Origin of the sequence: Paraburkholderia sp. JPY419, from assembly GCF_050435705.1 — a bacterium.
GTDB classification, from domain to species: domain Bacteria; phylum Pseudomonadota; class Gammaproteobacteria; order Burkholderiales; family Burkholderiaceae; genus Paraburkholderia; species Paraburkholderia youngii.
Map to the genome: position 1 here is coordinate 2,184,266 of NZ_JBNDKV010000004.1, position 19,839 is coordinate 2,204,104.

Genomic DNA, 19,839 nt, shown 5'->3' on the forward strand with positions numbered 1-19,839 from the left:
ATGCTGCTGCACATTCCGAAGGTACTGGACGCCGGGCAATTGCGCTTCGTGCGCGAGCGGCTCGATCGAGCCGGCGACGCGTGGGTCGATGGCCGCGAGACCGCGGGCTATCAGGGCGCGCCGGTCAAGCGCAATCAGCAGATCGCCGAGCACTCTGCGATCGCGCGCGAACTCGGCGACGTGATTGTCGCGGCGATCGAGCGCAATCCGCTGTTCATCAGCGCGGTGCTGCCGAACCAGGTGTATCCGCCGCTGTTCAACCGCTACGAGGGCGGCATGCAGTTCGGCAGCCACGTCGACGGCGCGGTGCGCGTGCTGCCGAACGGCGTGAAGCTGCGCACCGACGTGTCGGTGACGCTGTTTCTCAGCGCGCCCGACGAATACGACGGTGGCGAACTCGTGATCGAAGACACCTACGGCGTGCAGCAGGTAAAGCTGCCGGCCGGCGACATGATCGTTTATCCGGCGACGAGTCTGCATCAGGTGACGCCCGTCACGCGCGGCGCGCGCGTGGCGAGCTTCTTCTGGGTGCAGAGTCTCGTGCGCAGCGACACGCATCGCGCGCTGCTGTTCGACATGGACACCGCGATTCAACGGCTCAATGCAACCCATGCCGACGAGGCTGCGCGACGCAGCCTCGTCGGTAGTTATCACAATCTGCTGCGTACCTGGAGTGAAACGTGAGCGAATCGGACACCCTCGACATGCAACCGCCGGCGGCCGGCCAACATCGCGCGCACGAACCGCATCGGCTCGATGGCGATGAACTGAAGGCGCGCCAGCAGCGCTCGTGTCGCGCGACTTTCATCAAGTGGCTGCGCAACGTGCATGGCTGGGTTGGATTGTGGGGCGCGGCGCTCGGTCTACTGTTCGGCACGACGGGCTTCTTCCTGAACCATCGCGGCGGTCCGCTGCGCGTGTCGACCGGCGAGCCGCAGGTCTCGGTGATGCAGGTGCCGCTGCCGCAACCGGCACCGGAAACCCCGCGTGAACTCGCGAAGTGGCTCAAGCAGGAGCTGAAGATCGCCGGCGATCCGGGGCGTGTGCAGAAAGAACCCGAGCATCCGGTGGCATGGGGCGATCGCAGCGTCGTGCAGCCCGAGCACTGGCAGCTGAATTTCGCGTCGCCGAAAGAAAATACCTCGGCCGAATACTGGGTGGGCAATAACACCGTGACGGTCAAGCGCAGCGCGAACACCTTTCTCGCGATGCTGACTAACATGCACAAGGGCGTGGGCTTGAGCGTCGGCTGGGTGCTGCTGATCGATACGCTCGCGGGCAGTCTGATCCTGCTGTCGCTGACGGGCGTGCTGTTGTGGACCGAGTTGAACAAGCGTAAGACGGTGGGGCTCGTGCTGGTGGCGGGTTCGATTGCGGCGGCGGTGGCGTTGGGGACGATGTAAGGGCGCAGCACAACGCCCTGGACGAAGCCTGCGCGCTGGCGGGCAGACTTGGAGCGGTACGGGCTAGAATCGTCGCAGACCTACTTCGCTGGCTCTGCCGCCATTCGCCGATGACCTCTCCCGCGAACCCCGTCGACACCGCGCTGACCACGCGACGCGCGGTGCGCGCCTTTCTGCCTACACCGGTGCAGCGCGCCGACATCGAAGCCATTCTCGAAGCCGCCAGCTACGCGCCGTCGGGCACCAACACGCAGCCGTGGAAGGTGTACGTGCTGACGGGCGAATCGCTCGCGCGTCTGTCGCGCGATCTGCTCGCGGCTTACGACGATCCGCAGCGCGACCAGCTGTACCAGGAGGAGTACGCGTACTACCCGCGCCAATGGCAGTCGCCGTACATCGATCGGCGCCGCAAGATCGGCTGGGATATGTATGGCCTGCTCGGCATCGAGAAGGGCGACAAGGCGCGCATGCACGAACAGCACTCGCGCAACTTCCGTTTCTTCGACGCACCCGTCGGCCTGCTGTTCACGATCGATCGCAGCCTCGAGCGCGGCAGCTGGCTCGACTACGGCATGTTCCTGCAGGCGATCATGACGGCCGCGCGCGGACGCGGCCTCGACACCTGTCCGCAGGCTGCGTTCATGCAGTTTCATAGGTTGATTGCCGAATATCTCGGCCTGCCCGAGAACGAGCAGTTCCTGTGCGGCATGTCGCTCGGCTTCGCCGACCCCAATGCGCCGGTCAATACGCTGCGCCCCGAGCGCGAGCCGGTCGAGCGCTTCACGCGCTTTCTCGATTGACCGCAGACCTCAGTCCCCACCCAGAGGCAAACGAAAATGAAAACATCGCGCCGCCATTTCCTGCTGGTCAGCGCGGGCGTCGGCTCGTCTCTCGCGCTGTCTCGCGTCGCGTTCGCCGCGACCGTTCCCAATGCGCTGAGCGAGAGCGATCCGCAGGCGCAGAAGGTCGGCTATACCGAAGATGCGTCGAAGGTCGACAAGGCCAGGTTCCCGAACTTCGCGGCCGGGCAATCGTGCGCGAACTGCTCGCTGTTCCAGGGCAAGGCGTCGGATGCGTACGGCGGCTGCACGCTGTTCGGCGCCAAGCAGGTCGCGTCGCGCGGCTGGTGCAGCGCGTACACGAATATGTAAGCACGCCGCCGCATCGTTCGCGGCTGCTACAGCAGTGCCTTCAACACCAGCTCGTGCGAGTGCCCGATCCACACGGCGGCGTCGCGATGATCGCGCAGCGCGTCGCCGGTATTCGGATGCAGAAAGACATCGAGCGCGCCGTGATTGAGCGTGAGCCAGCTGACCACGTCGGCGAACTGCTGGTGCGCGAACGCGAGCTGATACGACCACAACGGATGCGGGCCGACCGGCCGTTCATGGAAGCGCCCGATCTGCAGTTTGTCGCCCCAATGCGCGTCAATCTGCTCGCGAAACGCCCACGCGGCATCGCGGCTCGCCGCGTCGAAATAAATGTGCGCGTGCCAGCTTTGTATTGCTGAAGCATCTCGAAAGTTCATATCAGAGTTCATTGCCAGGCTCATTCCGTATCAGTCTTTATCCGACATTCATTCTGCTTCGTTTTCCGCCGGCGCGCGCGCTGCAACGCGCATGTGAAACTGTGTCTGATCCTCGCCGACGATCGCGAAGCCAAGACGATCGTACAGCCGTTTGGCGGGATTGCCCTTGAGCACCTGCAAGCTGACCGGCAGCGCTTCGGCCGCGGCGGCGCGCAGGATCGTGCGCAGCACCTGCTCGCCGATACCGCGGCCTTGTATCGCCGGCGCGATCTGCAACTGCGCGACGAACCATTCGTCGTCGTTGCGATGCGCCTTCAACAGGCCCGCGGGCGCGCCGTCGATGCAGATCACCTGCGCGGCGTCGTAGCGATGCCGCAGGCGCGCGCGATGGGCGTCTTCGTCGGTCGGCTCGCCGGCGCGCGCCAGGTGTTCGGTCATCGTCGCCTTGCGCAGTTCGAGCAGGAAGGGTTCGTCGTCGGGTTGCGCGGGGCGCAAGGTCAACCCGGATCGTTGGTCGGGCAGTTGGGCGGTCATGTCGGCAAGGTGGTAGCGCGCGATGGCGCACGCGATGATCGTGCGAAGCGCGAGTAAGAATTGTCGTCGATTGTCACGTCCGCTGCGCTTTTTTACCACGCGGCTATGTTGCGGTCTTCCCACTTTGCGATGCGGTCATCGTTGCCGGTGCCCGTGAGTGCCTGTGTCGCTATCGGCGTTGGGTGGCATGCGGTTTGCTCTCACGTCTGGCTCCATTGCGGCCGCACTATCCGCACCACCGTACGAACAGACAAAACGGGCCTCGCGATGCGGCGAGCTTGATGATTTTCCGGGGACGTTCGCGTCATACGGCGAACGTCGTAATCAACGTTGCGAGGTGTGCTATGGCGATGATCGAGGCGGTACCCAGCGTCTCGGCAGATGGACGGGCGGTGATTTTCCAGCTTTCGTCGCGGGGACGAGACCTTGAATGCGCGGTCACGCGCGAGGCGCTCGAACAGCACTTCTGGCTGCAACGCGGCGCGGGTGAGGCGCGCATTCTGAAGACGTTCGCGGATGGGCGCCAACGCATTACCGCGATCGCCGAACGAAAAATGCTCGCGCGTCCCGGTGAGAAGGTCTTGCTGACGATCGACGATTTCTCTACACGCGGTTGACGTGCGTGGCGCGGCGGGCCGAAAAGCCCGTTGTTACATCGATTCGCCAAATTAAGCCGCCAATGTCCCTCGCTTCGCGCAATTGCATTCGCGGGTGCGCGCCTACACTCTTTTCCATGGAGCGACAAATCACCGAACTCCATCGATGCGACTTCCCCTCGTGTCGGATTTGAACCGTACCGTTGATGAAGTAGTCTGCAGTTCGCAGTTCGCAGTTGACGCAATACAAAGCGCGCAATGCATCGAACACGCGCGCGAAGCAAAAGGGGTAGCGGCCAGCAGTAGGAAATAACGAGGACCGGCCCACATGCAGTGGTATTTGGAAGTGAATTGAATCGACAGTTCGAAACTTGCTGTCGAGCGGTAGAAATTGCCGTTGCAGTACACGTAAGCAATAGCTTTGCAGGTTAGGTGGTTATAGGTTTGCAGGCACTCCACGCGCCTGCTCGACTGTTCCATCCTGTCAGCCCTGTTCCCTCGCGGAACAGGGCTTTTTTTCGTCGCAACGAAACGCGCTGCTTGTTTCCGGCGGCTTAGAACCGATATGGGGACAGTGTGTTCTTCGATATGTTCGAAGAACCGGCGCGTCGCAGCGCGTGAACTGTCGGGCGCGAAATGCGTCGGACGTTCGAGCGCGGCGTTTGCCGCCGTCGCGTGCCGAAGTCCGGGCGCGCTGCCGAAAGAAGGAGGTTGAATCGATGTCCAGCAAATCGCGAGTTCGCAAGCCCGGCCGCACGGCCATGTCCCCGTTGTTGCGTTCCCTGACGCAGAGCCGCACCGCGCACGCGCCCGTCACGCAGACCATGCTGTTGCAGGCCTACGCCGCGCTCGATGCCTTCCGCTGCGGCCACGGCGCACGCATGCTGCACACGACGCTGAGCCGGCATCTGCTGGTGTCGCAGGAACTGACGCGCGCCGGACTGGGCGCCGACGCGCTCGCGGACATCGAAAGCGCGCATGCGGCGATGGTGCGGCTCGACATGCGCGAGCGCAAGACCGGCCGCTGGTCGCTCGAAGACGACGACTACGCAAGCCTGTGCGCGGCGCTCGCGATCTTCGACGGACAGTTGTCGGCGGCGTCGTTGAACGAACTGGCGAGCGCGGAAGCGAAAATGATCGAAGGTCTGATGCGCTCCGCGCGGCTGAGAGCGCTGGCCGAAGCGCCAGTTTGAGCGTCCCGCAACATGCAAAACGCCCCACATCGGGGCGCTTTTCACATTCGGCGCGGACTTAAATTGATTACGGAGAATACTTGAACGCGGCATCGACGTGTCGCGCGCGGCCGGCTGATGCGCGCGCGTGGCTCGTTACGAGTGTCCGTAGAAGTCCCGCCGGGCGCGTTTGCCGCTGAGATTCCCGCTTGCTAGACTGGCTGCGCCTGACTGCCACCTATCTGCCTGCCTACCTGCTATGCCGCCGAGGCCGGGCGTCGCTGACGTCGTTGCGATGCCGACCCGCGCATACAACCGAGCCCTGTCGGAGACTCCATGTCCTACATGCTGCTGATCGTCGAACCCACGGACCAACGCGAGGAGCGCGGCGAAGCCGCCGGTCGCGACCTCTATGACCAGATGGTGCGGTTCTCCGAGAACCTGAAAGCGCGCGGCAAGCTGCTCGCGGTCGAATCGCTGACTTCGCAGAAGGACGCCGTCCGCGTGCAGGTTCGCAATGGCCAGTCGAAGCTCGTCGACGGGCCGTTCGCCGAGGCGAAGGAGATGATCGGCGGCTTCTTTCTGCTGAACTGCGACAGCCGCGAAGAGGCCGTGGCGATCGCGCAAACCTGTCCGGCGGCGGCGTGGTGCACGGTCGAGGTCCGCAAGCTCGGCCCGTGCTTCATTTAGCCACGGGTGGCTTTCACGTCATCCGCTTCGTGTTTTCCCTGGGATGCCGGGAGCGCCGCGGGTGTCGATCTGACCTTGCATCGCGCGTCGTGTGAGTAAGGGGCTAGCCCGAGTGGCCTCTTCAAGCGATTCACGCGAATCCACTCACGACGAACCACTAACAACAAGGAGCAACGACATGCGATTCATGATCATCGTAAAAGCCACGGCCGCGAGCGAAGCCGGCGAGATGCCTGAACCGTCGCTGATCGCCGCGATGGGCGCCTACCACGAAGAACTCTCGAAGGCCGGTGTCCTGCTCGACGCAACCGGCCTGCAGCCGAGCTCGAAAGGCTGGCGCGTGCGCTATAGCGGCGGCAAACGGAGCGTCGTAGATGGGCCGTTCGCGGAGACCAAAGAGCTGATTGCTGGCTACACGTTGATCCAGGTGCGCTCGCGCGACGAGGCGATGGAATGGGCGCGGCGTTTCCCGGCGCCTTTCGGTGAGCACGCCGATGGCGAAATCGAAGTGCGGCAGCTGTTCGAACTCGACGACTTCGAGCCGGGGCCGGAAGTCGAGCGCTTTCGCAAGCTCGAAGAAGATCACCGCTGAGGTGAAGGCTGACGCCGTGACGATACAGGCCACCCATCGTGCGATCGACGCTGTCTGGCGGATCGAATCCGCGAAGGTCATTGCTCACGTCGCGCGGATCGTGCGCGACGTGGGGCTCGCCGAGGAACTCGCGCAGGACGCGCTGGTGGCCGCGCTCGAGCATTGGCCGGAGGCGGGCGTGCCCGACAACCCCGGAGCCTGGCTGATGACGGCCGCGAAAAACCGCGCGCTGGATCGCCTGCGCCAGGAAGCGCTGCATGCGCGCAAGCGCGAGGAGCTCGGCCACGATCTCGACGCGATCGAGGCGCACGTGGTGCCCGATTTCGTCGATGCGCTCGATGCCGCGCGCGCCGACGACATCGGCGACGATTTGCTGCGGCTCATCTTCACCGCGTGCCATCCGGTGTTGTCGACCGATGCGCGCGTCGCGCTGACGCTGCGCCTGCTCGGCGGCCTCACCACCGACGAAATCGCGCGCGCGTTTCTCGTGCCGGAGCCGACCATCGCGCAGCGGATCGTGCGCGCGAAGCGCACGCTGTCGGCGGCGCGCGTGCCGTTCGAGGTGCCGCAGGCGGACGCGCGCGCGGCGCGGCTCGCGTCGGTGCTGCAGGTGATCTACCTGATTTTCAACGAAGGGTATTCGGCCACTGCCGGCGACGACTGGATGCGCCCGGCGCTATGCGAGGAGGCGTTGCGGCTCGGGCGCGTGTTGAGCGGACTCGTCGCCGACGAAAGCGAGGTCCACGGTCTGGTTGCGCTAATGGAGATCCAGGCGTCGCGCACGCATGCGCGCACCGATGCGCAGGGGCGGCCGGTGCTGTTGCTCGATCAGGATCGCAGCCGCTGGGACCCGCTGCTGATTCGCCGCGGCCTCGCGGCGTTGGACAGCGCGCATGCACTCGGCGGCGCAAGCGGGCCGTATGCGTTGCAGGCGGCGCTCGCCGCGTGTCATGCGCGGGCACGCCGCGCCGAGGACACTGACTGGGCGCAGATCGTCGCGCTCTACGATGCTTTGGCGCAGGTCGCGCCATCGCCGGTCGTGGAATTGAATCGCGCGGTCGCGGTGGGGATGGCGTTCGGGCCGGCGGCCGGACTCGAGATCGTCGATGCGCTCGCCGCTGGTTCAGCGCTCGAGAATTATCACTGGCTGCCGAGCGTGCGCGGCGATCTGCTGGTCAAGCTCGGACGCATCGACGAAGCGCGCGCGGAGTTCGAGCGCGCCGCGGCGATGACGCGCAATACGCGCGAGCGCGAGCTGTTGCTGGAGCGTGCGCGCGGGCTTGCGCATTGAGTTTTGGGCACCTCCGAGTGCCGCCTCAACGAATCAACTGCCGCACTCCCAACGCGACGATCAGCCCGCCGCACACGCGATCGACCCACATCTTGCCGCGCCGATACACCGACGCGATCCGCGCATGCGACAACGCCAGCGCGACGAACCCGTACCAGCTGCTCGCGACGACGAACACCATGCCGAGCATCGCGGCAAACGTGCCGGTGCTCACATGCGCGGGTGCGGCCGACGAAAACACCGCGGCAAAAAACGCCATCGACTTCGGATTCGCGATGTTGGTCGCGAAACCCTGCGCGAACGCCTGCCTGAAGCCACCCGCCGGTGCTTTGACGAGCACCGCCTGCCTTGCCGCCGACGCATTGAAGATCAGCCGCCCGCCGAACCACAGCAGATAACAGGCGCCCACGATCCTGACCACGAGCGCGAGCCACGGGAACGCCGCGAACACGATGCCGACGCCGAGAATCGCGCAACTTGCCCAGAACAGATTGACGAGCACGATGCCGGCGACCATCGCGAGCGCTTCGACGCGCGTCGCCGAAGCGGCCTTATGCGCGACCGCGACGAAGTTCGGGCCCGGACTCACGACGCCCGCGACATACACGGAAAACACGCCGACCACGGCGGACCCATCGATCACGACACACTCCCTGTTGAAAAGCTCCGGCTCGAAGAAGGCAACCGATGCACCTAGCTCATAGCCCGAAAAACGCCGCGCCCGCGGTCAGGACGCCTGCTCCCGCGACGAGGTACGACACATTGCGCAGCCAGTTCTTGCGCGTGAGCAGCGTGATCGCGCACAGCGCAATCGCGACCTGAATCAGCAGCGTCGCCTGAGCCCAGCGATGATGGCCGTGCAGCAGCGTTTCGCTGCGCGTGTCGGCGGCGACGACCTGTTTTTCGATCGCTTCGGCGTTCGCGCGGATCGGCTCCTTCTGCTGCTTGTATTTCTCGACGTCGGCGACGAATTTCGCGTGCGCATCGGTATTGGGCGCCGACAGCGCCGCGCCGAGTTCGGCGAGGTTCTCCTTCTCGCCCTTCGCCTGGTAGTAGCTCCACTGGTTCGACGCTTCGGTCTTCTTGATCGCGGCTTCGTTCTTGAAGAACAGCGCGAGGTTTTCGGCATTGCCGCTCTGGTACGCGCACAGCGCGCCGATCGTCGCGAGGATCGCGGTCATCACGGCCATCCGGCTCGCGAACGGATCAGCGTCGTGATGCCCGGCGTGGCCGGCGTGTTCGACGGCGTGGTCGTGCGGACCGTGCACTTCATATTCATCAGACATCAGATTCTCCGAGGCAATGCTTTTGTCGTTCTCGCCGGGCGGCGCGGGCGCCCGGCGGCCTCAATCTTAGCGTGTTGCGGGCGGCCTGAGGCCGCGGCTTCAATGCGGCGTCGGCGCAGCGCGCTGGGGGGAGCTGTGTCGGAGGACGGCTATTGCATGCGGATCACGACGCGCCCGCGCGTGCCGGCGGCGACCGCCTCGTAGGCTTCGCGCGCGCGGGCGAGCGGAAATTCCTGTGCGATCGCCGGGCCGCTCAGCTTGCCGCTGTCGAAGCCCTCGACGAGCGACGTCATCAGCGGCGCCGATTGCGCGACGCCGAGCTTCGCGCTGTCGACACCGAGCAATTGCGTCTCGTTGTGATAGAAATCGATCAGATCGAACTCGACCCGGCGCTTGCCGGTCGCGCTGATTTCGAGCACGCGGCCGCGCCGCTTCGCGAGACTCAGCGCGGTCTCGAACGCGACACCGCCTACCGTGTCGTAGACGACTTCCGCGCCCGCGCCGCCGGTCAGCTCGCGCACACGTTCGGCCGCGTGTTCGTCGAATGGCACGTAGGCGTCGATCAGGCGGCCCGCGGGCGTGGCCGGATCGAGCGGCCGGCGGTCGACGGCGATCACGCGCGCGCCGCGTGCCTTCGCGATCTGCGCGACCGCGCCGCCGACACCGCCGCCCGCGCCAAGCACCGCGACGGTCTCGCCGGCCTGCAAGCTTGCGTATTCGACGGTGCCGAGCCACGCGACCACGAAGTTCACGCCGATTGCCGCCGCCTCGACATGGCTCAACGCAACGGGCTTGCGTGACAGCGCCGCGACCGGAATGCCGAGGTACTCGGCGTGCGTGCCGTCGCGCGTGAAGCCGATGTCGCCGCCGGTGCCCCACACCTCGGCGTCACGCCACGCGGCCGGGCCATCCACCACCACGCCGCTGAAGTCGCGCCCCGGTATGCGCGGCAGCACCGTGTGCTCGAAACGGCCGGCCACGTTCTTCACGTCGCTCGGATTGACCGAGGCCGCCATGACCCGCACGACCGCATGCTCCGCGTCGGCCTGTGGCGTCGGCAGATCGACGTATTCGAGCACTTCGGGGCTGCCGAAAGATTTGAACTGGATCGCTTTCATCGTGCGTGGCTCCGGTTGGTCTTGCGCCGCGTTGCGCAGCGAATGCTCCGTAGTCTAGGTGACGAACGCGCAGCGGGTACGCGAACACCCAAGCCCTAACCCGCCTCGCCGGCTTTCGGCGCCTGAGCATGCCGCTGATGATCGGCGGCCAGAAACATGTACATCGCCGGCACGACGAACAACGTGAACAGCGTGCCGATCGACATCCCCGTGAAAATCACGAGCCCCATCGCGTTGCGGCCCGCCGCGCCCGCGCCCGACGCGATCACGAGCGGCACCACGCCGAGCACCATCGCGGCGGTCGTCATCAGGATCGGACGCAGCCGCACGCCGGCGGCTTCCTCGACCGCTTCGCGCTTGCCGCGGCCCGCGCGCTGCAATTCGTTGGCAAACTGCACGATCAGAATGCCGTGCTTGCTGACGAGTCCCATTAGCGTGACGAGGCCGACCTGCGTGTAGATGTTCAGCGTAGTGAGGCCGATGTTGATGAAGATCAGCGCGCCGAACAGCGCCATCGGTACCGAGATCAGGATCACGATCGGATCGCGGAAGCTCTCGAATTGCGCCGCGAGCGCGAGGAACACGATGATCGTCGCAAGCAGCAGCGTAATGACGAAGCCGCCCGACTCCTGCACGAACTGGCGCGACGCTCCCGAGTAATCGGCCGAATAGCCGGCGGGCGCGACCTGCGCGGTTGCCTTGCGCAGAAAATCGAGCACCTGGCCTTGCGACACACCCGGCACGGTCACGCCGGAGATCGTCGCCGAGTTCAACTGCTGGAAGTGATTGATCGATTCAGGCACGACGCTGTGCTTGATATGCGCGACCGTCGAGGCCGGAATCACGCTGCCGTCCGGCGTGCGCAGATAGTAGTCGAGCACCTGCGACGGATTGAGCCGATCGGTCTGCAGCACCTGCGGAATCACCTTGTACGAACGCCCCGCGATCGAGAAATAGTTGACGTAGCCGCCGCCCAGCGCCGAACCGAGCGCCTGTCCGACGTCGCTTTGCGACAGCCCGAGCGAGGCCACCTTGTCGCGATCGACGACGAGCACCGCTTCCGGCTTGTCGATTTTCAGGTCGGTATCGACGAAGAAGAACATGCCGCTCTCGCGCGCTTTTTCGAGCACCGCTTGCGACACCTCGTTGAGGTTTTGGAACGGCTCGGTCGTGCTGATTACGAACTGCACCGGCAAGCCCTGCGAGCCCGGCAGCGGCGGAAACTGGAACGCTGCGACGCGTGCGCCCGCGATCTGATTCCACTTCTGCTGCAATTCCTCCTGCAGTACGGTCGCGTTTTTGCCGCGCTGATCCCAGGTCTTGAACAGCACCCCGCCGATGCCCTGGTTGATGGTCGGCGAACCCGTCAGCTGGAACATCTGCGAGTACTCGGGCAGCGATTTCGAGGCGTCGAACACCTGGTCCGCGTAGGTCTGCATCTGCTGGATCGTCGCGTTCGGCGGCCCGATGATCTGCGACAGCACGACGCCCTGATCTTCCTGCGGCGCGAGTTCCGACTTCGAGGTCATGAACAGATACACGGTGCCGCACAGCAGCAGCACGCCCATGATCACGAACACGGGCCAGGTATCGAGCGTCGCGTGCAACAGCCGGCCATAGCCGCGATGCACGCGCTCGAATTGACGGTCGACGAAACGCGCGAAACGCCCGGACTCCTGCTCCGCGCGAAAGAAGCGCGAACACATCATCGGCGACAACGTGAGGGCGATCACGCCCGATACCGTCACCGCGCCCGCGAGCGTGAACGCGAATTCGGTGAAGAGCGCGCCCGTCAGCCCGCCCTGGAAGCCGATCGGCGCGTACACGGCGATCAGCACGACGGTCATCGCGACGATCGGGCCGCCGAGTTCGCGCGCGGCGATCAGCGCCGCGTCGAACGGCGTCTTGCCTTCGTGCTTCATATGCCGATCGACGTTCTCGACGACGATGATCGCGTCGTCCACCACGAGCCCGATCGCGAGCACGAGCGCGAGCAGCGTCAGCAGATTGATCGAATAGCCGAGCGCCTGCATCACGAAGAACGTGCCGATCAGCGACAGCGGCATCGCGATCAACGGCACGATCACCGCGCGGAAACTGCCGAGAAACAGGAAGATCACGATCGTGACGATCACGAGCGCTTCGACGAGCGTCTTGATCACTTCCCTGATCGCGGTGTTCACGAAGTCGGTCGCGTCATACACGATGTCGCCCGTCATACCGGTCGGGAACTGCCTCTGCAGATCGGGGAACACGGTTTTCACCCGCTTGGCCACATCGAGAATGTTCGCGTCCGGCGCGACCTTGATACCGATGAACACGGAGCGCTTGCCGCTGAACGCGACGTTGAAGTCGTAGCTGTCGGCGCCGAGCACGACGTTCGCGACATCCTGGAGACGCACGATCGAGCCGTTCTTCTGCTTGACGACGAGCTGCTTGAAATCGTCGACGGTATGCAGGTCCGTGCCCGCTTCGAGGTCGACGCTGACCATCTGCCCCTTCGTCGTGCCGAGCGTCGCGAGATAGTTGTTGTTGCCGAGCGCAGTAAACACGTCGCTCGCGCTGACGCCGTGCGCGGCGAGCCGCGCCGAATCCAGCCACGCGCGCATCGCGAACTGCCGGCCGCCGAGCACTTCGGCGGTCTGCACGCCCTGGATCGAATCGAGCTTCGGCTTGACCACGCGCAACAGGTAGTCGGTGACGTTGTTGCTCGGCAGCACGCTGCTGTAGAAGCCCATGTACATCGCGTCGGTGGTCTGCCCGGTCTGCACCGTCAGCACCGGCTGCTGCGCCTGCGGCGGCAACTGGTTGCGCACCGAGCCGATCTGTGTGTTGATCTCGGTCAGCGCGCGGTTCGCGTCGTAATTCAAACGCAGCGTCGCGACGATCGTCGACACGCCCGTGATGCTCGTCGACGACATATAGTCGATGCCCTGGGCCTGCGCGATCGCCGCTTCGAGCGGCTGGGTGATGAAGCCGGCGATGGTGTCCGGGTTCGCGCCATAGTAGGCCGTCGTGATCGTGACGACCGCGTTCTCGGTCTGCGGATACTGGCTGACCTTCAGCACCGCGAGCGCGCGCAGCCCGAGCACGAGGATCAGCAGGCTCACGACCGAAGCGAGTACCGGCCGGCGGATGAAGATGTCCGTGAACATGATCGGGCGGCCTCGCTTATTGTTCCTGCGGCGTCGGATTCGGACTGTCCGACGGCTGGACGCGATTGTCGATGATCAGCGGCGTGCCATTCTTCAGCTTGAGCTGGCCGCTCGTCACGACCTGCGTGCCGTCGTCGACGCCCTTCAAAATCGCCACCTGGTCGCCGCGCGTCGGGCCCGGCGTCACGAACACCTGCTGCGCGACGGGCAGCGTTTTGCCCTGCGCGTTGGGCTGCGTGCCGGGCTTCACGATGAACACGGTCGCGCCATACGGGTTGTAGGTGATCGCCGTTTGCGGCAGCGTCAGGTGACGCTCCTCGGCGCCCGAGTCGATCTTCACGTTCGCGTACATGCCGGGCAGCAGCTTGCGCTCGCGATTGTCGACGCTCGCCTCGATCTGCACGTTGCGCGTCGCGCTGTCGACTTTCGGGCTCATCGACTGGATCTTGCCGGTGAAGCTTCGTCCGCTGTACGCGTTGGTATCGACGCTGACGGTCGCGCCGATCGCGAGCTGGCCGAGCTGCTGTTGCGGCACCGAGAAGTCGGCGTAGATCGGATCGATGGCTTGCAGCGTGACGATCGTATCGCCGGGATTCAGATATTGCCCCGGATTGATCGTCGTGATGCCGAGGCGCCCCGCGAACGGCGCGCGAATCGTCTTCTTGTCGACGAGCGCCTGCTGCTGCGCGACCTGCGCCTTCTTGCCCTTGAGGTCCGCCGCATCGGCGTCGAGCTGCGCTTTCGCGATCGCCTTGATGTCGTACTGCGCGCGGTCGCGCTCGTAGACCGTCTGCGCGAGGTCGGCCGCGGCCTGCAGCGATTGCAGCAGCGCGACGTCGCTGTCGTCATTGAGTCGCACGAGGATCTGCCCGGCTTTCGCTTCCTGCCCCGACACGAACGCGACCTGGCGCACGAGGCCGGCGACTTCGGTCGTCACGTCGACGCCGCGCACCGCGCGCAGGCTGCCGACCGCCGCGAGCTGCGGCTGCCACGACTGATAGTGGACCACCACCGCCGACACCGTCGCGGGCGGCGTGGTGTTGGCCGCCATGAACTTCGCGAACATGTGCGCGCGGAACAGGTTGAAGCCGACCAGCCCGGCGAGCAGCAGGCCGACGCAGATCAACATGATCACCATGCGCTTCGTCATCGGTTTTCTTTCGGCCATCGTGATGTCCTTGCTCGGCTTCGGGCGAGGGCTGAGGGTTGTGTCAGGGCACGGTCAATGTGGCGTTGCGGCGGCGGGCGCGGCGGCCGACTCGGGCGCCGCGCCATTCCACCAGCCGCCGCCGAGCGCCTGGAACAGCGCGGCCGTGTCGGCGTAACGCGCGGCCTGCGCCTGCGCGAGACTCACCACTGTCTGCTGATACTGGCGTTGCGCGTCGAGCAGCGCGAGGTAGCTCACGCCGCCGACGCGATACTGCCCGCGCGTCAGTTCGAGCGAATCGCTCGCGGCGCGCGACGCGTCGGTCTGCGCCTTGAGGCCGGTCGCATCGTGTTCGAGCGCACGCAGCGTGTCCGCGACGTTCTGGAACGCAAGCAGCACCGTCTCGCGGTATTGCGCGCCGGCCTGCTCGTAGGCGGCCTCGGCCGCGCGCTTCTGCGCGCTCAGCTGGCCACCGTGAAAGACCGGTTGCAGCAAGCCCGCGCCGATGCTCCAGATCGTGCTGCCCGCCCTGAGCACTTGCGCGGGCGTCAGCGCCTCGGCGCCGTAGCTCGCGGTCAACGTGATCTGCGGATACATCGCCGCGGTCGCGACGCCGACCTGCGCGCTCGCCTGATGCAGCGTGGCGTCGGCGGCGAGGATGTCGGGGCGCTGGCGCACCAGCGAAGACGGCAGGCTCACGGGCAGCGTGTCGGGCAGCGAGAACATGTCGAGTGTGAATTCGGGCACGCCCGTGTCGCTCGGCAGTTTGCCGGCGAGCACCGCAAGCTGGTGGCGCGCCTGGTCGAGTTGCTGATAGAGCGGCGGCAGCGTCGCGCGGGTCTGCGCGAGCAGCGTTTCCTGCGCGAGCACGGCCGCGCGGCTCACGCCGCCGAGTGAGAGTTGTTGATCGAGCACGTTCAGCTGCTGCTCTTCCTCGGTGGCGATCCGCTCGGTCGCGTCGATCTGCGCGCGCACCGACGCTTCCTTGACCGCCGCGGTCACGATGTTGGCCGATATCGTCAGATAGGCGGCCTGCAGCTGGAAGCGCTGATAGTCGATCTGCGCATGCAGCGCTTCGAGTTCGCGCCGCGCGCCGCCGAACACGTCGAGCTTGTACGAGACGTTGACCGACGCGTTGTAGAGATTGAATTCTTCGACCAGGCCGGGCTGACCGAACGCGATGCCGTTGATCTTTTCGCGCGTGGCGTTAAGTTGCGCGTCGACGCTCGGCAGCAAGGTGCCCCCCGCCTGCGCGATGTAGTTTTCGCGGGCCTGGCGCAACGCGGACTGGGCCGCGGTCATGTTCGGACTATTGGCGATGGCCTCGCGGATCAGCGCGTCGAGCGGCTCGCAATGAAACAGCGTCCACCACGCGGCGGGAATGTCCTGCGCCGGCGCGAAACGCTGCGGCAGGCCGGCGGGGCCGGGCGCGGACGCGGTCTGGTCAGGCAGTGGCGTGGGGGTGAAAGTGTTCGTGGCCGGCGCGGGCGGCGCGTGGTAGTCGGGGCCGACCATGCAGCCGGCCAGCGCGACGCCGCTGCACAGCGCAACGAAGAGGCGCCGCCAGACAATACGCTGACTCACGTCGATCATCGATCTACCTTGTACGCCAGTGGCGGGTGGACCGGACGAAGATGTTCAGGGCACCCGAACGTTCTTGGAGTTGTCTTGCCGACGCTGGAATTTACCACGCACGGCGCGAGCCGCGTTTGGCCTCGCGTTCGCTAACCGCCGAAGGCGGATACGAGATCACGTAGGAGGGCGGTGATAACGGCTGGAGCTCCGCGCTGTCTGCGGCGGTGCTCGCCTGGTGGCCGGCGAACCGGAATCCTTGTTTGGCCAGGTTCCAGGAGTTGGCATGAACGGACCGCCGGCGCGGTCATTCACGCACCAGCCGTCGAACTCTCCGCCGCCGCCTCATCCGCCGGATAGCGCTGCGCGTCCCTCTTGATACGCCGGCGAATCAGGATCGTCCACAGCGTCAGCGACACGTACACACCATAGCGCAGCGCAGTGGATGCAAGCGCCGAGCGCGGGTCGTTCGGCCAATGCAGCACGATCGCGCTTCGCACGATGTTCTCGCCGATCATGCCGATCCCCCACACGAGTGTCATCAGGCGAATATAGGTGGAGAGCATCGGACGATCGCGCCAATGTCGCTCGAACACTTCCACGCTGCGATGGTCTTCGCGCGACATCGTCGAGCGCGCCAGATAGAACACCATCGGCTTGCGCAGCGTGAGCGACGCGAGAAACGTGATGCCGATAAAACCCGACACCATAGGATCTTCGATCAACAGCAGACGCGCGTCGCTGAACACGAGGCTCGTGGCGAGCGCTGGCAGCACGCCCGCGAGCACGAGTGCGCTCAGCGCGTCGAAATGCCGGTAACGCAGCAGATCCACCGTCATCCATGCGATCAGCGGCAACGCCGACGCGGCGAGCGCGCCCGTCTGCCCCCAATGCGGAAACGCGAGCCGGTAGACAAGCAAGGGCAGCGCGAGATTGACGAGCAATGCGCTCAGGTAGCGCAGGCGGGATTTCATCGGCTGGGCTGTAACGGCATGGACGGAGGCACGCGCGGCACATGCTGGTGCGCTGTGACAATCGCGCTTCGGCAGCGGCGCACGAACGTATGGAGCCAGTGTAGAGCGAAGTTGTGCCCGCTGCTGAGGTTGGCGGCGCGCAGCGAAAGGCTGGCGCAAGCGCGCCGCGTGCGGGGCATCGGCGGCGCGCCGATGCGATCGCCTGGTTTTACCGGGCCTCGTCCGCCGCTCGCCGCTGCGCGATCAGATCGGCAAGCCGCTCGACCTGCTGCCCTTGCGCATCGAAATTGCCCGCGTCCAGCCACCGCTGATAACACGAGCGCAACGCCGGCCATTCGCTGTCGATGATCGAAAACCACGCCGTGTCGCGATTGCGCTCGCGGTAGACGATCGCCTGCCGGAAGATCCCCTCGAACGTGAACCCGTAGCGCAGCGCAGCCTTGCGCGACGGCTCGTTCAGCGAATCGCATTTCCATTCGAAACGGCGGTAACCGAGCTTATCGAACACTTCGCCGAGCAGCAGGTACATGGCATCAGTTGCGATGCGCGTGCGCTTGAGCCGCGGCGAATACGTGACGTGGCCGACTTCGATCACGCCGTTGGCCGGATCGATCCGCATCAGCGACAGCGTGCCGACCGGCTTGCCCGTCGCGAGGTCGATCACCGCATAGTGCAGCGGATCTTTCGATGCCGCCATCCGCGTCAGGTGGTCGCGATAGGCCGCGAGGCTGTCGAACGGGCCGACCGCCAGATAGGTCCAGTCGCGGCCGTCGGTGGCCGAGCGGTACGCGTCGAACAGGTCGGCCGCGTGGCGCTCGACGTCGACGGCTTCGAGCCGGCAATAGCGGCCGCTCAGCGGCTCGCGGCCAGGCGGCTGCGCGCCGTGCCAGCCGGGCATGGGCGCGCCGATCGGCTGGCCGTAGGCGTTACGTGTGGGTTCCATGTCCTTTCTCCTGGTCGTCGATGCAGGAACGATACGGCAAACGTGGTATGTTCAAAAGATCCACGACACGCTTATTCGATAGGTCCAGCCACCATGATCGAAATTATCGGACCGCTCGTCCATGCGAACGACGTTTACGCCGCGAGCGGCGCCAGCGGGGCCACTCGGCCCGCGCCGCTGCAAAAGCAGCTGATCGAACGTCTGCAGCAGGCGATTCACGCTGGCCGTCTGCCGGCCGGGTCGTTGCTGCCGTCGTCGCGGCTGCTCGCCGCCGAAATGGGCGTGTCGCGCAACACCGTCGTGATCGCTTACGAACATCTCGCCGCGGTCGGCTACGTCATCGCCGATCGTCAGGGCACGCGCGTGAGTCCGCTGTCGAGCCCCGCCGCGCGCGGCGAGCGGGCGACGGCGCCGGCCGCGCCGGAGGTCGTGTACGCGACGCGCGTCGAGCAGTTCGCGGCGACGCACAAGCACGCCGACAACAGCTATGCGCTGACCCCCGGCACGCCCGCGCTCGACCGCTTCCCGCTGGCCGCGTGGCGGCGCGCGCTCGAACGTGCGATGGAGCGCGCCTTACCGCACGCGCTCGGCTACGGCACGCCGGCCGGCGAACCGGCGTTGCGCGACGCGATCGCCGCGCATCTGCGGATGGCGCGCGGCGTGCGCTGCGACGGCTCGCAGGTCGTGATCACCGAGGGCGCGCAGGAGGCGCTGAACCTGTGCGTGCGGCTACTGACCAATCCCGGCGATATCGCATGGACCGAGGACCCCGGCTACCGCGGCGCGAAGGCCGCTTTCAACGCGGGCGATTTGCGCTTGCAGCCGATTCCCGTCGGCGCCGAAGGCATGGTCGTGCCGGCCGACGCGTGGCGCAGGCATCCACCGAAGCTGATCTACACGTCGCCCGCGCATCAGTATCCGACCGGCGCGGTGTTGTCGGTGGCGCGGCGGCTCGAACTGATTGCAGAGGCGCGGCGTTGCGGCGCGTGGCTGATCGAGGACGATTACGACGGCGAGGTGCGCCACACCGGCGAGCCGATCGCGAGCATGCAGGGCCTCGTCGACGAGGCGCCCGTGCTGTATGTCGGCTCGTTCAGCAAGACGATGTTTCCGGCGCTGCGCATCGGCTTCGTCGTGCTGCCTCGGGCGATCGCCGCGCATGCCGCTGTTGCACTGCAAGAGATGCTGCGCGGCGGGCACCGACTGGAGCAACTGGCGCTCGCGCATTTCCTCGAAAGCGGCGAATTCGGGCGGCATCTCGGGCGGATGCGGCGGCTGTACCGCGAGCGCCAGCAGGCGCTGCGCGACGCGCTGGCCGAGCATTTTCCGGCGGCGACGATTCTTGGCGGCGATTGCGGGATGCATCTGACGCTGCGCCTGCCCGCGTCGCTCGACGATCGCGCGCTGACGGCGCGGGCGCAGGCGTTGGGGCTCGGTCCGCGCGCACTGTCGGGGTTCGCGATCGGGGCGTCGGAGCAGACCAACGGGCTCGTGATCGGGTATGGCAATACGGAGGCGGAGCGCTTGGGGCCGGCGGTGAAAGCGCTGGCGGAACTGGTGCGTGCGATGCAGAGGGAGGCGCGACCGGCTGCGAAGCGCGCGGCAAAATCCGCCGGAAAACCCGCCGGAAAACCCGCCGCAAAACCCGCTGGAAAACCCGCCCGCTCCCGCAAAAAGCCCACCCCGCAACGTCGTACGCCCGCAACCCAGGATATGTAAGTTTTACGTTTGTCCGCCCGGACCATGTCGCGCTATCGTGTCGTATGCGCGGCGACTTCGCTCCGAAGTGCTGGGTCTGCCCGCATGTGCCGTGGTTGCTCGGCCCGCCGCGTCGCAGG

Annotated in this window: 20 protein-coding genes; 10 read left to right on the forward strand and 10 right to left on the reverse strand. The window is 65.8% G+C overall.

Going from position 1 to position 19,839, the window contains the following annotated elements; translation table 11 throughout:
* The 4 genes from QFZ91_RS38425 (at position 1) to QFZ91_RS38440 (ending at position 2,554) form a co-directional block, all read left to right on the forward strand.
* Positions 1-684, forward strand: coding sequence for a Fe2+-dependent dioxygenase (locus QFZ91_RS38425; protein WP_429570474.1), 684 nt, complete (start codon positions 1-3; stop codon positions 682-684).
* On the forward strand, positions 681-1,403 hold the full coding sequence (locus QFZ91_RS38430; RefSeq protein WP_429570475.1) for a PepSY-associated TM helix domain-containing protein: 723 nt from the start codon (positions 681-683) through the stop codon (positions 1,401-1,403). Before QFZ91_RS38425 ends, QFZ91_RS38430 begins: the two co-directional genes overlap by 4 nt.
* A gap of 110 nt (positions 1,404-1,513) precedes the next feature.
* Entirely contained in the window at positions 1,514-2,203 is a 690-nt protein-coding gene (locus tag QFZ91_RS38435; protein ID WP_429570476.1) for a nitroreductase, read from the forward strand.
* Positions 2,204-2,239: 36 nt separating this feature from the next.
* On the forward strand, positions 2,240-2,554 hold the full coding sequence (locus tag QFZ91_RS38440; RefSeq protein ID WP_176378738.1) for a high-potential iron-sulfur protein: 315 nt from the start codon (positions 2,240-2,242) through the stop codon (positions 2,552-2,554).
* 26 nt (positions 2,555-2,580) lie between these two features.
* On the opposite strand, the gene QFZ91_RS38445 is transcribed toward QFZ91_RS38440, so the two are convergent.
* Entirely contained in the window at positions 2,581-2,931 is a 351-nt protein-coding gene (locus QFZ91_RS38445; RefSeq protein ID WP_429570477.1) for a DOPA 4,5-dioxygenase family protein, read from the reverse strand.
* A 48-nt stretch (positions 2,932-2,979) separates the two neighbouring features.
* Positions 2,980-3,465, reverse strand: coding sequence for an N-acetyltransferase family protein (locus tag QFZ91_RS38450; RefSeq protein WP_429570478.1), 486 nt, complete (start codon positions 3,463-3,465; stop codon positions 2,980-2,982).
* Between the two features lie 344 nt (positions 3,466-3,809).
* On the opposite strand from QFZ91_RS38450, the gene QFZ91_RS38455 reads away from it, so the two are divergent.
* The 5 genes from QFZ91_RS38455 to QFZ91_RS38475 all read left to right on the forward strand — a co-directional run bounded on the left by QFZ91_RS38455 (position 3,810) and on the right by QFZ91_RS38475 (position 7,806).
* Positions 3,810-4,082, forward strand: coding sequence for a DUF1488 domain-containing protein (locus QFZ91_RS38455; RefSeq protein WP_176107001.1), 273 nt, complete (start codon positions 3,810-3,812; stop codon positions 4,080-4,082).
* Positions 4,083-4,780: 698 nt separating this feature from the next.
* Positions 4,781-5,254, forward strand: a complete 474-nt coding sequence (locus QFZ91_RS38460) for a hypothetical protein (RefSeq protein ID WP_176378735.1) — start codon at positions 4,781-4,783, stop codon at positions 5,252-5,254.
* Between the two features lie 315 nt (positions 5,255-5,569).
* Positions 5,570-5,923 carry a YciI family protein gene (locus QFZ91_RS38465; protein WP_176106999.1) on the forward strand — a complete coding sequence of 118 codons (354 nt, stop codon included), beginning with the start codon at positions 5,570-5,572 and terminating at the stop codon, positions 5,921-5,923.
* A 178-nt stretch (positions 5,924-6,101) separates the two neighbouring features.
* Positions 6,102-6,515 (forward strand): YciI family protein, encoded by a 414-nt coding sequence (locus QFZ91_RS38470; RefSeq protein WP_176120937.1) that lies wholly within the window; start codon positions 6,102-6,104, stop codon positions 6,513-6,515.
* A 16-nt stretch (positions 6,516-6,531) separates the two neighbouring features.
* Positions 6,532-7,806: an RNA polymerase sigma factor gene (locus QFZ91_RS38475; RefSeq protein WP_429570479.1), complete on the forward strand. Its 1,275-nt coding sequence runs from the start codon at positions 6,532-6,534 to the stop codon at positions 7,804-7,806.
* Positions 7,807-7,831: 25 nt separating this feature from the next.
* Here the strand turns inward: QFZ91_RS38475 and QFZ91_RS38480 are convergent, their stop codons facing one another.
* The 8 genes from QFZ91_RS38480 to QFZ91_RS38515 form a co-directional block, all read right to left on the reverse strand.
* Positions 7,832-8,449 carry a LysE family translocator gene (locus tag QFZ91_RS38480; RefSeq protein ID WP_368715575.1) on the reverse strand — a complete coding sequence of 206 codons (618 nt, stop codon included), beginning with the start codon at positions 8,447-8,449 and terminating at the stop codon, positions 7,832-7,834.
* 55 nt (positions 8,450-8,504) lie between these two features.
* Positions 8,505-9,092 (reverse strand): DUF4337 domain-containing protein, encoded by a 588-nt coding sequence (locus tag QFZ91_RS38485; RefSeq protein ID WP_176106995.1) that lies wholly within the window; start codon positions 9,090-9,092, stop codon positions 8,505-8,507.
* 149 nt (positions 9,093-9,241) lie between these two features.
* Positions 9,242-10,210 carry a quinone oxidoreductase family protein gene (locus QFZ91_RS38490; RefSeq protein WP_429570480.1) on the reverse strand — a complete coding sequence of 323 codons (969 nt, stop codon included), beginning with the start codon at positions 10,208-10,210 and terminating at the stop codon, positions 9,242-9,244.
* Positions 10,211-10,305: 95 nt separating this feature from the next.
* A complete protein-coding gene (locus QFZ91_RS38495; RefSeq protein WP_429570481.1) occupies positions 10,306-13,365 on the reverse strand; it encodes an efflux RND transporter permease subunit in 3,060 nt (1,019 codons plus the stop codon).
* 16 nt (positions 13,366-13,381) lie between these two features.
* Entirely contained in the window at positions 13,382-14,533 is a 1,152-nt protein-coding gene (locus QFZ91_RS38500) for an efflux RND transporter periplasmic adaptor subunit (RefSeq protein ID WP_176378731.1), read from the reverse strand.
* A 54-nt stretch (positions 14,534-14,587) separates the two neighbouring features.
* Positions 14,588-16,105 carry an efflux transporter outer membrane subunit gene (locus QFZ91_RS38505; protein ID WP_429570482.1) on the reverse strand — a complete coding sequence of 506 codons (1,518 nt, stop codon included), beginning with the start codon at positions 16,103-16,105 and terminating at the stop codon, positions 14,588-14,590.
* Between the two features lie 290 nt (positions 16,106-16,395).
* Positions 16,396-17,058: a VC0807 family protein gene (locus tag QFZ91_RS38510; RefSeq protein WP_429570483.1), complete on the reverse strand. Its 663-nt coding sequence runs from the start codon at positions 17,056-17,058 to the stop codon at positions 16,396-16,398.
* 208 nt (positions 17,059-17,266) lie between these two features.
* Entirely contained in the window at positions 17,267-18,001 is a 735-nt protein-coding gene (locus tag QFZ91_RS38515; protein WP_429570484.1) for a GNAT family N-acetyltransferase, read from the reverse strand.
* Positions 18,002-18,094: 93 nt separating this feature from the next.
* Between QFZ91_RS38515 and QFZ91_RS38520 the strand changes: the two genes are divergently transcribed.
* On the forward strand, positions 18,095-19,720 hold the full coding sequence (locus tag QFZ91_RS38520; RefSeq protein WP_429570485.1) for a PLP-dependent aminotransferase family protein: 1,626 nt from the start codon (positions 18,095-18,097) through the stop codon (positions 19,718-19,720).
* Positions 19,721-19,839: the final 119 nt, after the last annotated feature.